Here is an 11,521-nt window from a genome sequence, read left to right as displayed (position 1 = left end):
GTTTCAATACTCCAACATGACCAAGGCCACAAGCAAAACCACACAGCCACAACAGCAAGAATTGCAAACCCAAAAGAACACCATAGACTTAGGCAAAGCCCCCACTATCAAGCCCGAAGGCCAATAAGGATCACCCATGAAAAAATCTAACCACTCCAAACAAGCATGGCGACTCAAAAAATGCTCTAAAGTCCCTTTAAGCCTAGCTTTGGCAGGCGCATTCGTTAGTCCCGCCTTGCAGGCCCTAGAAACTAAGGACATAGACTCCAAAGAGGGGGCTAAAAACGGCGCGCCTTTAGTGGCTAATTAATATAGAGAAAGAACCTCTCATCCTAATGGCTCATTTGCCAAAAGCGTGGTTGCAGTTAGATACCCAACAAGGTGGCGGGCAACAACAAACCAACCCCCAAGCCCAAATCAACCAAACCAAGCAACAACTCGCCAATGCACAGCAGACTTTAAGTCAAGCCCAAGCGCAAGAGAAACAAGACCAAGCCGCTTTAACCCAAGCCCAAGCTGCCGCTGCAAAAACCGCCACAGCTTTACAAACAGCCACACAGGCAAACACAACCGCTCAAGCAGCGGTGACCACCGCACAACAAACAGAAACGGAGAAAACCACAGCTGCCCAACAAGCCGCCACAGCTTTACAAAATGCAACCCAAGCAGACGCAGCGGCTAAACAAGCCGTAACCGCAGCGCAAGGCCAAGTCACAACTGCCCAAGCAGCCGACACTCAAGCTAAAGCCGCAGTAACAGCAGCTCAAAAGGCATTGGCAGATGCACCACAAGACAAAAAAGCAGAAGCCCAAGCAGCTCTAACTGCAGCCGAACAAAAAGCGGCTGAAGCGCAAGACGCTTTAACAAAGGCGCAAGGAGCTTTAACCACCGCGCAACAAACAGAAGCAGCAAAAACCGCTGCGGCCAAAACAGCCGCCGCAGATTTACAAAATGCAACCCAAGCAGACGCAGCGGCTAAAGCCGCCGTCCAACAAGCGACCCAAGCGGTGACAGCAGCCCAAGCTGCCGCCAAGCAAGCCGCTGCGGCTTTACAAACGGCGACCACAAACAACGACAACGCCCAAAAAGCGGTGACAGCAGCGCAAGGAGCCTTAACCAAAGCCCAAGCAGCGGTGACCACAGCGCAAAATGATGTGAATACATTGCAAAACAAATTGAATAGCGAGGAGGGCAATGTCGCTGGAGGAAATGGCGGAAATGGCGGCGGCGGTCCATTTATCCCCATTGGTGGGGGAGGCGGCCCACAAAATCCACAAAGCAAGCCCCAACAGCAACCCCAAACGGCGAGTCAACAAATCCAGCAAGATTTAAACACGCTATCTAGTGCCACAGCCACAGCTGCGGATAAACAGCAAGCCTACCAAAACTACCTCAAGCAAGAGCAGGTTGTCGTTGCCCAAACCACAGCAAGCATTGTCCAACAGGCAGACACCATCCAACAAGAAACTTCGCAAACAAACGCGATCGGGGGCTTGGTTAATGGGATGAATGCTTTGGTGGAGGCAAATGGGATCCCTGCGAGCGTCAGCCAAGCCTACAACACCTTTTATAACCTTGTGGCGGCGGCCAACACAAACTTTTACCAAATGCAAAGCAGTCTAAACGCGCTCATCGCTGCGGTGCAAAGAGAGCAACAAGCCCTCTTAGCCCAGCTAAACCCAGCAAATGCGGCGGTCTCTGCGCGTTTGCCTGATGGGGTGCAGGGGGCTACGCTGGTGCGTTTATGGAAAGAGAAGGGCTTTGGTGGCGAAACCCCCCAAGAGATTGCCGCGCAACTTGGCAACCTAAACACTTTGCTTGCCTACCTCACCACCACAAAGAGCAAACTAGGCTCTTATTTGCTAGATGGCGACCAACCCACAGCCAAAGCCCCCCTCAAAGCTGCCCCCCAAAATTCTTACAGCAGCGAAAACGGCAACATGTATGGGGTGGATGTGCAAGTGGGGTATAAACAATTCTTTGGCAAGAGCAAAAGATGGGGTCTGCGCTACTATGGGACCTTTAGTTACCAACATGGCACATTTTACATGGACGATCGCCAAGCGTTGGATAACTTTGTCTATGGAGCGGGCGTGGATGCGCTGTATAACTTCTATGAGAGCAGCGATGCCAAATACACCACGGGGCTTTTTGCGGGTTTGATGTTTACCGGCAGCACTTGGCTAGCTAAAGGAGCGAGTGGCTACCAAGCTTTGATGGCTAGTGTCAATAGGAGCGGCGGGCACGCGCTGATGAACACGACTTACTTTCAAATCCCGCTCAACATTGGCTTTAGGACCAATGTGAGCAAACACCACGGGTTTGAGATTGGTTTGCGAATCCCCCTTGCCACAAACTATTATTTTAAAGGCACGAGCGCAAATGGCAATAGCCTAGCCATCACTTATAAGCGCAACATTTCGGTGTTCTTCAACTATGTGTATAATTTCTAGGAGCTGGGGACACATTGTGTCCCCCCGCATGTAGTCTAGCCTGTGTCTCTCGCATGCAACCCGCCCCCTTGCTTTGCGCATGCTTTTTGCATGCGCTCTTACTTGTTGCTAGGTTTTTTGCTACAATGCCTCTATGTTAAAACACCTCATCAGTACACAGGATTTAGACGATACACAGGTTTTAGCCCTGCTAGATAGGGCAAATGGGTTTTTGGACCAAAGCGTGCAAGCCCCAAATTTAAGCCACAAGAGCGTAACAGCGTTGTTTTTTGAGCACTCCACCCGCACGGTGGCAAGTTTTCAAACCGCCACCGCCCGCCTAAACGCTCACTTCAACGCCTTTAGCGTGCAGACAAGCTCGGCTAAAAAAGGCGAAACTTTGCTAGACACGCTCTACAACTTGCAAGCCATGGGCATCGATTTATTCATCATCCGCCACCACCACTCCAGCGCCCTGCCCTATTTAGCCAAACACCTAGACACCCCCCTGATCAACGCCGGCGCTGGGGCATTTGCCCACCCCACGCAGGCCCTTTTAGATTTACTCACCCTATACAACCATTTTCAAGGGCAATTATCGGGCAAGACAATCGCCTTTGTGGGCGACATTAAAAACTCAAGGGTAGCTAACAGCAATTTAGCCCTCTTGCCCCGCTTTGGGCTTAAGCCCCTTTTAGTCGCCCCCCCGCACTTCTTGCCCCAAACTGCTTTTGATCACACACACGACCTACAAGAAGCCCTAGAAGTGGCGGACATTGTGATGAGCCTACGCACCCAAACCGAGCGTCACTCTTTGCAAACCTATGGCTCTTTGCAAGATTATGCCTATAAGTACTGCCTCAAAGCCTCCATGCTGAAAAAAGAAATCGTGATTTTGCACCCTGGCCCCGTGCACAGAAACATTGACATTGAAGACGCGCTTTTAAACGATCCGCGCTGTCAAGTCTTAGAGCAGGTCAAACTGGGCGTGGTCATGCGTATGGCTCTCATTGAAACCTTATTAACCCAAAGCTTTTAAGAGTTTGCTAAACGCGTCCTCAAAGGCTTGTAGTCCGGGGGATAATAGAGAGTCTCTATTTAGGCAGAAGTTAATGTAACCTTCTGGCGGTTCGTCTAGGTCTAAACCTAAATCCCGCATGGTTTCTTTGATGTGCTTGATGGGGGTGGTGGGTGTGCTGGGGGTTTCGTAATAGGCCTTAAGAGCCTCTAGGGGGGCGGTGATGATGCTGTGCTCTAGCCTTAGGGCTTGTAAATAGTAATCTTTGGGTAAATTAGGGTCTTTTGTGCCCACACTGGCAAAGAGCGGATAGACACGGCTTGCCCCCACGCTTTGGATTTTGTCATAGCACTCTAGGGCGTTGGCAATGCCAAATTGGTTTAAAAGCGTGGCCTGGGTGCTTTGGCTTAGGCGGTTGTTCTTGTCTTGTAAAAGGGGGTTAGCTAAAGTGTCTAGCCTTGAGACAAAGACGCTCACCACACCCATAGGGGCTTTTTTGAGCGCAAGGGCACAATCCTCAGCCCTCTCTGGGTCAAAGACTAAGGTCGCATTGAGGGGGATGTTCTTGTCCTTGGCTAAATGCTCCATCACTTCTAGCCCTGCCTTAGTGGCGGGGATTTTAATCATCACATTTGGCATATTGACACGTCCAAACAACGCCCGCGCCTCTGCCACGCTCGCCCCCACCTTGTCGGCTAGAAAAGGGTCGATCTCTAGGCTGATGTAGCCCGTGGCTTTGTTTTTCTCCCAAAGGGGCAAGAGAATCTCCGCACACCTTTTGATGTCGGCGATGACTAAGTGCTCGTAAATGTCCTTTGCCCCCATTTTGGCGTTTTTAAGTTCCACAATTTGGGCTTGGTAGGCCTGAGACTCCAAAGCCTTGGCAAAAATGGCGGGGTTAGAAGTCGCCCCCACAATCTGCCCCTGCTTTAAAAGGGTTTGAAACCCGCTTTCTAAAAAATCCCTCTCAATGAAATCACACCATAAATAAAAGTCTTTCATGTCCTGTCCTTGTAAAATGCACGCACCACTTGGCAATCGTCAAAGGGGTGCAAGGTGGAGCCGATGATTTGCATATTCTCATCGCCCTTGCCTAAAATCAATAGGATTTCGTCCTCTCTAAGTTCGCTTAAGGCGAGCTCAATGGCACTTTGGCGGTCAGCCTCTACCACCACGCTAGAGCGTTTGCTCTCAGGGATGCCCTCTAAGATGTCCTTGATGATGTCTAGGGGGTTTTCACTCCTAGGGTTGTCGCTGGTGATGTAGGTTTTGATCGCATGGGTGGTGGCGACTTGCCCCATTAAAGGGCGTTTGCTCTTATCGCGGTTGCCCCCTGCGCCAAAGACGACTTTAATTTTTTGCCCGGCAAAGCTATTAAAAATCTGTGTGAAACCATCAGCGGTGTGGGCAAAATCCACCACAACTAAGGGGCTAGTGCGCACCACTTCTAAACGCCCCTTCACGCCCAAGAAGTTTGGCACAAGAGCGCAAATGTCAGCTAGGGGCTTGTTAGTAAGGAGGCGCACACAAAGCACAGCCCCTAAGAGATTGTAAAGGTTATGCCGGCCGATAAGCGGGGAGTGTAGTAAAGAGTTTTCAGCCGGGGCTTTGGGGGTGGGCTTAAAGCTTAAATGGGCGCTTAAGCTGGGGTGTAGGCTGTAAGCGTCTGTGCTTAAATGCGTTTTGTGCTCCAAGCCATAACCATAAGCGTTAATGGGGTTAAAACGCACAACGGGGTCGTCTCTATTGATGATTTTAAGCCCCTCGCCTTGAAAAAACGAGTTTTTTACGGCTCTATAAGTTTCTAGGTCTTTGTGGTAGTCTAAATGATCGCTAGTGATGTTGGTATGCACCCTAGCGATGAAGTCTAACCCCAAAATGCGCTCTTGGGCGATCGCGTGCGAGCTTACCTCCATCATAAAATACTCCACGCCTTCAGCTTGTGCTTGGGCCAAGTCCATATACAGCTCTAGCAAAGTCGGCGTGGTTAAGCCCTTTTCTTTCACACGCCTATCGCTGATAAAAAACCCCCTTGTGCCAAGCAGGGCGCATGCATGCCCCAAATCTAAGAGCAGTGAATAGATACAACTTGCGGTGGTGGTTTTTCCGTTGGTGCCCGTAACCCCTACGATTTTCAGCGATAAATTTAAAAGGCCGTAAAGCTCTAGGGCTTGTATGGTGGGCGTTTTAGGCTCTTTGGCTAAGTGCGCTTGCACAAAAGGAGCGTTGCTTGGGGTTTGCACTAAAAGCGTGTGGGTATTTAGCTTTCGTGTGTCCTCGCTTAAGTGCGTGAAGTGTTGGTTTTTAAATGTCAGCGCATAGGGGTAACTCATTGGGATTCTTTGGCTTGTTTCTCTAGCTTTAGGGCTTTTTGCAGGATATTAGACACCCGCTCGTCGTACCACAAAAGCTCGCGCATGTTCTCAATGTAAGAGATGGACATGTCATAGAAGCCATTTTCTACAAGGTTGTCTAAAAACTCGTAAAAGTCCTCTTTTTTGTCAAAGATCACCTTTGTGCTAAACATGAGGTTTTCAAAGACCTCTTTAAAGTCCTTGCCCGCACACATGGCTTTAAAGTCGCCGTACAAAATCCCCTCTAGGCTCTCGGCTTTGAGTTGGTTTTCTGTGCTAAACGCCTGCGCCATTTTGCTCAGGCTATCGTCAAAAGACGCGATCAAATCTAAGATTTGGTGCTGGATACTGCTCTTATAGCGGCGCGGCTGGGAGTCTAATAGACTTTGGTAAAGCTCGTAAAAGCTGTGCGCCTCTTTGGGGAAGTCTAGGGCGATGTCGCTTAAAAGCAAGCCGATTTTGGCGTGTGAGTCTATCGGGTCTAAGAACAACGCCTGCCCAAATAAAAACCCCGCCCTAAGGTATTCCTTGTGTAAAAAGGCTTTGTAACCTTGTGTGCAAAAGGTGCGCTTCTTGGGGTCATTTGTCATTTAAACCACTTAAGAAAAAAGCTCTTTATAGCGATCGGGCGACACATGCACGACTTGCATGTCAGGGTGGATTTCCTCTTGCAAACACCGCTCAATGCCAAATTTTAGGGTGTTTGCGCTAGACGCGCACCCCTTGCACGCCCCCTGCAAGCTCACATACACCTTTGCCTCTTTAATGCCTAAAAGCACCACATCGCCCCCATCTTTTAAGAGCATGGGGCGGATTTTCTCTAAGGCTAATTCTACGGGTTTTCGCAGCTCCTCATCGCTAAAAACCATAAAGCACCTCCAAAAGCTTTTATTGTAACGCAATATACCCTAAACCTCGTTTACCCCGTTAAATGGCGCTTTCAATGTCTAATCTAGGGCGGTGTTTGTGATTTTAGCTTGTAATTTCTTCTCAGTGGTGCTTAAAGGGTCGCCACTCTCTAACACCAAAGCGATGACACTGCAATCATCAAAGGTTTTTTCTTTCACCCGCCCTTCAAGCAAGGTTTCTAACGCCTTTTGTACGCCCTCTTGCATGCCCGGCACACGGGCGACATTCATGTAATCTTGCAGTAGGGGCACTAAAATGCGATCTTTGTTGTGGTAAAAGGACTCGCTAGCCCCATCGGACATCAGCGCAAAGCCCGTGAAATTCTTCTCGCTCAGTTTGCCCTTAAAGATTTTCATGCTAAAGGGAGCGTCTTTAGAAGTGGTGAAGGTGGTTTCATTGCCAAATTCGCCATTGTCTGGGTGGCTTGCCACCTTCAACTCCCGCCCCTTCAACACCCCACACACGCCATCACCTAGGTGCAACAATAAGAAGTCATCACCCCGCAACGCCACCGCCAGCAAGGTCGAAGCCAAATCGTGCAAAGAGCACGTCTTGTTCTGGATGCTGTCATAAAGTTTTTGGAGATTGTCTTTGAGGGTGATTTTGGGGAGGGTGGTGGGGGTGATGGACTGATGCCACTCTTGGTTAAATTGTTGGATGAGGGCTTTTTCTTTGTGTAAGGCGTGTTCTAATTTGGTCTTGCACGTATCTAGGGGGAGGTTGTTTAGGGGTCTTAAGTCCTTGGTCTGCCAAAGGCTTTGGGCTTGGAGCTTTTTTATGCCCTCGTGCAAGTGGGCACAACAAACCCCCAGTGCCTCTAGGTGTTCTTTTAGGGTTTTTTCTAGGGCTTTTGTTTCCTCGCTAAAACTTTCTAGCTGTTTTTGGCGGGTGTGTAGGGTTTGCCACTCTTTGGCTTGGCTCTCTAGGGTGTTGGCATGCTCTAAAAAGCCCTTGGTTCTAGGGGCACTTAAAAATTCTTTAGTGGGGGTGGGGGTGTTTAGTTGATCCTTAGACTTTTCTAGGCTGGCACGCACATGGCTAAAGGGTCTTGTGGCTTCGGGGGGCAGACTTAAGCTTAAGCTTTGCAAATCGTGTTTGAGTTGTGTGCTGTCTTTAGCGTAGGTTTCATAAAGGGCAAAGTCTTGTTGTAAACTATCCTTTGCGTGGCATACAAAGCCCTTTGCAAGGTTTGGGAGTCACAGGGCGTTCTTAAACAATACCACATGGATGCCAACAATCCCTAACCCTTGTAGGGAATCCCCAACCTCTTCAGTATCTTTTTAAAATCCCCCACACAATCCCTATTACCCTTCAGTTCTAAAAACTCTACATCCCAAGCTGTGAGTTGGTTCTTATTTTGAACGCTCAAGGTGTCGGCGATGAAAATATGCGATTCCCTAGCCATCACAGCGTCTGCACATTCTGGATTGCCCTTACCCATTAATTTAACCTCCACTCTATATTCTCTGCTTTGATCCGCATTGTAGAGCTTAAAATCCACCTCGCGATCGTAACTTAAACTTTTGTCCTTGCTAAAGGGATCAGCGTTGTAAAACCCTTGTTGCACCCCACATTTTTGGCACAGGGCTAACATTAAGGGTTTTTCTATTTTCTTGCCTACACTGCTCCACGCACCGCCACGTAAGGCGATTTTCTTGGTGGCTAGGGCATTGATGACCAATAAGGACTCGTTTAGGTTGAGTTCTACACTGATGTTTTTATAGGTGATTTTAAGGCAAAGCCCGATGTCTGCACTCTCTCCCAAAGCGTTTAACAAATTTTCAAGGTAATCAATATTAGCCTGTGCCACTTCCAACACAATCTCCCTTGTTTCGCTCCCATAAATATTGCAAATAGTCTTTTTATTGATGCCCGCATAAACCGCAATCTCTTGAGAATTTAAATTTTCATTGGCGATGAAATGCTCTTTATACCACTCTAAACTGAGCTGTTGATCCTGTATTTTGGCCTCTAAAATTTGTTTAAAGAAACCTAGGGCAAAGTCCAAAAACGCCACATTGATAGAATTGATGATTTCCTCCCTATAATCCAGCCCCCTTAAAAGCTTGTCTATGATCCGCTCCAACACCAGCTTATCTAAGTTCAAAAAACCCCCCTTGTTTTAAACGCATGGCGTATTCTTTATTTTGCTCGCATAAAAGCGGGATACGCCCCATCTCTTGTGCCACTTTGCCAAAAGTCCCACTCCCCGCAAAAGGATCGCACACAATGTCGCCTGCAAAAGAATAGTATTTAAGCACCCGCACACACAGCTCTTCGGGGAACACGGCGGGGTGATCCTTGCTTGCCTTGGGGGCAATGTACCAGCAATTCGTGCTGTCCGTGTCCCCCTCGTTTTTGTGGGATTTGTCATATCTCTTAAGGTTTTTATCGATTAAAAAAGGTGCATTTTTGCGATAAACCAATAGACTTTCTGTAATACAATTTGGCCTATAACTTAAAGCTTTTTTGCTTTGCAAATAGCCGGCCACGCGGTTAGGCACAGAGTATTCGGGTTTGATCCAAATGATCTCATCAAGAAAATAAAATCCGCTTTGCACCAAGATAGAATGGAAGTCAAAATGGATCGGGTAGCGCCTGCTTTCGAACTCCCGCCCTGCCCGTTTGACGATCACGGGGGAAACATTGATGATGATGAAACGCCCATCCTCTAAAATCCTAAAGCATTGCTCTAGAGTTTCTTGCATATGTTTTAAATATTCTTGGTAGTTGGCATAGTCGCTATACACTCTTGCGTTGTAGTAGGGCGGGGAGGTGAAAATGAGTTGGATTTGTTGGTCTTGGATTCGTTGTAAGGTTAGGCGGTTGTCGCCCACAAGAAGGCTGGGTTTTGTGATTTGGGGGGTTGGTCTTTGGGGGCTTTTGTGGTGCTGGCGGTGTTGGTGGTACTCCAGCATTTTATCCATCACCTCGTTGTTGTAATGCTTTAAGATTTGATCCCCTAAGGTGGCAAAACGGCTATCTGTTTTAGCTTTGTAAAGGCAAGTACGCAACATTTGGTAGATGACCTCCATGAAGTGCGTCTTAAAGGCTTCTTGATTCAAAAAGGCCAAAATTCTATCGTTGTCCTTTTGCCGTCCTATGGAGGACACAACTTCGCGTTTTAAATCGATGTCTAAATCTTGGCAAAACAACTCTAATAGAGTGTTTAAATTGGCATTAGATTTATGTGCCCCGAGTTTTTTAATGGAGGCGACACTAAGAGCTGTGGAGGTAAAAAGGCACTTGGGTTTGGGTTTAGTTGTATGCATGTCCTAGTTTAATTGGTTTTGTCTATTTTGTGCCTGAATCTCTCAAGGATTTAAAGTTGTTGGTGGAATTTATTCAGGGCATCGAGCCACTTGATCGGGGGGAGGCGTTTTTTAGGGGCAAAAAACTTGCCCCCTTTTTGAAAGCTCTCGTAAAAATACTCTTGCAATTTGGGGCTTAAACGCACCCATTGATCTCGTGCCTTTTCATTGGGCACAAAAGACATGTCCCCTCCCTTTAAAGGATAGGCAAATGCCCCCTGCCTCATCGCCTCATTTCTGCCTAAGCCCTTGTGGTTGTAGGGGTGCATGCCCAAAGTGAGGATCACAAACAACAAGCACGCGATGGCGTAGTATTCATCGCTCTTAGAACGCAAAACATCTTTCATGTGCTTGCCCAAATGCTCGGGGACTAAATAGGCGGGGTCAGCCACAGGGCAGGGGTATTTGTCCACTTGGTAGCTGTCGCAATCGATGAAAAACATCTCAGCGTTGGGGGTGAACATGAGATTATTGGGGTTGATGTCGCCGATTAAGATCCCCTTGTCGTGCAGAGACTGGGCGGTTTTTAAAAAGCTCATGCACAGGCGGACAAGGTCTTTTAAATTCCAATTAGGGATGTGCTGCTTGACATCTTTAGACCCCCCCAAAATGTGTTGCAAGGTCTTACCCTCTGCCTTGGGCATTAAATAGCCCACACATTCGCCTTGTTGGTTTTTGAGCAGACAGGTGGGCATACACACCCATTGGTTGGTTTTGATCTTAGTGAGTAGGGCGATTTTTTGGGGGGTGAAGTCGGGCACGCCTCCGGTTTGCATGCTCTTGTGCTGGTGGCCATAGATTTTGGCGAGCATGGGCGTGTTGGTGGTGTAAATGATCCCCTCGCCTCCTTGCCCTAACTCTTGGGCGAGTCTGACGCTGTGTTGCTTGCCATTGTGGTCGTAATAGACATCTTGCCCCTCTTGTGGGACTGCACTGATGTGTAATTTGCCTTGAGAGGTGTGGGGGGTTTTGTGCTTGGGTTTGCTGATGTCCTCTTTGGCTTTAGCGATGTAAAACTCAAAGCGTTTGCGTGTGTTTGAGAGAAAAAGGATGGTGCTTTTTTTAAAACGGTCGGCGATGTTGGCGAGGGTCTTGTTTTTGGTGAAAAACAGGTTTTTCGTGGCTTTGAGGATTTCTGTGAGTTTGCCCGGCACGCTGACAACCTCCTTTTGGATAGAAAGATACCTATTGTACGCTTTTTGGTAACGGGCATCGTCTGAGCGTTGGTCGTTGATCCGATCTAGGACATCTTCAGGGACCCCGATTTTCTTGTTGGTTTTTTGTAGGATTTCTTGGAGGTTGTCTTTGTAGATTTTCCAAAACGCTCCCTCTACAAGTGCACTCTCATCGATCAAGAGTACATCGTGGCTTTGGATCAAGGTGGCTAAATCAGGGTCTTGCATACAACCAAACTCCTAAGCCCCTATCCCCTCTATCCGCCCCCGCCCCGTGAATGGGTGAATGGGTGAGAGTAGCATAAAAAGGTAAATCAAAAGG

11 protein-coding genes are annotated in these 11,521 nt (G+C 48.2%); 3 read left to right on the top strand and 8 right to left on the bottom strand.

Annotated elements, in window-relative coordinates:
• The first annotated feature begins 136 nt into the window (after positions 1-136).
• From HAL07_RS07895 to HAL07_RS02330, 3 genes are all read left to right on the top strand, one after another.
• Positions 137-310, top strand: a complete 174-nt coding sequence (locus HAL07_RS07895) for a hypothetical protein (protein ID WP_156295918.1) — start codon at positions 137-139, stop codon at positions 308-310.
• Between the two features lie 25 nt (positions 311-335).
• Entirely contained in the window at positions 336-2,453 is a 2,118-nt protein-coding gene (locus HAL07_RS08145) for an outer membrane protein (protein ID WP_238374463.1), read from the top strand.
• A 133-nt stretch (positions 2,454-2,586) separates the two neighbouring features.
• A complete protein-coding gene (locus HAL07_RS02330; RefSeq protein ID WP_053944943.1) occupies positions 2,587-3,471 on the top strand; it encodes an aspartate carbamoyltransferase catalytic subunit in 885 nt (294 codons plus the stop codon).
• On the opposite strand, the gene tal is transcribed toward HAL07_RS02330, so the two are convergent.
• The 8 genes from tal to HAL07_RS02290 form a co-directional block, all read right to left on the bottom strand.
• Entirely contained in the window at positions 3,454-4,452 is a 999-nt protein-coding gene (tal, locus tag HAL07_RS02325; RefSeq protein WP_053944942.1) for a transaldolase, read from the bottom strand. The genes HAL07_RS02330 and tal overlap by 18 nt on opposite strands.
• A complete protein-coding gene (locus tag HAL07_RS02320; protein ID WP_053944941.1) occupies positions 4,449-5,783 on the bottom strand; it encodes a UDP-N-acetylmuramoyl-L-alanyl-D-glutamate--2,6-diaminopimelate ligase in 1,335 nt (444 codons plus the stop codon). The genes tal and HAL07_RS02320 overlap by 4 nt, the downstream gene beginning before the upstream one ends.
• The gene (locus tag HAL07_RS02315) at positions 5,780-6,394 is read right to left on the bottom strand and encodes a hypothetical protein (RefSeq protein WP_053944940.1); all 615 of its coding nucleotides are present in this window, start codon (positions 6,392-6,394) and stop codon (positions 5,780-5,782) included. Before HAL07_RS02315 ends, HAL07_RS02320 begins: the two co-directional genes overlap by 4 nt.
• Positions 6,395-6,403: 9 nt before the next feature.
• Positions 6,404-6,673, bottom strand: coding sequence for a NifU family protein (locus tag HAL07_RS02310; protein ID WP_053827343.1), 270 nt, complete (start codon positions 6,671-6,673; stop codon positions 6,404-6,406).
• A gap of 78 nt (positions 6,674-6,751) precedes the next feature.
• The gene (locus HAL07_RS02305) at positions 6,752-7,801 is read right to left on the bottom strand and encodes a PP2C family serine/threonine-protein phosphatase (protein ID WP_053944939.1); all 1,050 of its coding nucleotides are present in this window, start codon (positions 7,799-7,801) and stop codon (positions 6,752-6,754) included.
• Between the two features lie 152 nt (positions 7,802-7,953).
• On the bottom strand, positions 7,954-8,820 hold the full coding sequence (locus tag HAL07_RS02300; RefSeq protein WP_053944938.1) for a CfrBI family restriction endonuclease: 867 nt from the start codon (positions 8,818-8,820) through the stop codon (positions 7,954-7,956).
• Entirely contained in the window at positions 8,807-9,985 is a 1,179-nt protein-coding gene (locus HAL07_RS02295; RefSeq protein ID WP_053944937.1) for a DNA-methyltransferase, read from the bottom strand. Before HAL07_RS02295 ends, HAL07_RS02300 begins: the two co-directional genes overlap by 14 nt.
• 50 nt (positions 9,986-10,035) lie before the next feature.
• Positions 10,036-11,427, bottom strand: coding sequence for a protein kinase (locus HAL07_RS02290; RefSeq protein WP_053944936.1), 1,392 nt, complete (start codon positions 11,425-11,427; stop codon positions 10,036-10,038).
• Positions 11,428-11,521 lie beyond the last annotated feature (94 nt).

Source organism: Helicobacter ailurogastricus (assembly GCF_001282945.1).
GTDB lineage: Bacteria > Campylobacterota > Campylobacteria > Campylobacterales > Helicobacteraceae > Helicobacter > Helicobacter ailurogastricus.
This window is presented reverse-complemented; position numbering and strand designations above follow the sequence as displayed.

Coding starts and splice junctions, on each gene's coding strand:
- HAL07_RS07895 (WP_156295918.1), top strand. CDS start 137: ATGAAAAAATCTAACCACTCCAAACAAGCATGGCGACTCAAAAAATGC.
- HAL07_RS08145 (WP_238374463.1), top strand. CDS start 336: ATGGCTCATTTGCCAAAAGCGTGGTTGCAGTTAGATACCCAACAAGGT.
- HAL07_RS02330 (WP_053944943.1), top strand. CDS start 2,587: ATGTTAAAACACCTCATCAGTACACAGGATTTAGACGATACACAGGTT.
- tal (WP_053944942.1), bottom strand. CDS start 4,452: ATGAAAGACTTTTATTTATGGTGTGATTTCATTGAGAGGGATTTTTTA.
- HAL07_RS02320 (WP_053944941.1), bottom strand. CDS start 5,783: ATGAGTTACCCCTATGCGCTGACATTTAAAAACCAACACTTCACGCAC.
- HAL07_RS02315 (WP_053944940.1), bottom strand. CDS start 6,394: ATGACAAATGACCCCAAGAAGCGCACCTTTTGCACACAAGGTTACAAA.
- HAL07_RS02310 (WP_053827343.1), bottom strand. CDS start 6,673: ATGGTTTTTAGCGATGAGGAGCTGCGAAAACCCGTAGAATTAGCCTTA.
- HAL07_RS02295 (WP_053944937.1), bottom strand. CDS start 9,985: ATGCATACAACTAAACCCAAACCCAAGTGCCTTTTTACCTCCACAGCT.
- HAL07_RS02290 (WP_053944936.1), bottom strand. CDS start 11,427: ATGCAAGACCCTGATTTAGCCACCTTGATCCAAAGCCACGATGTACTC.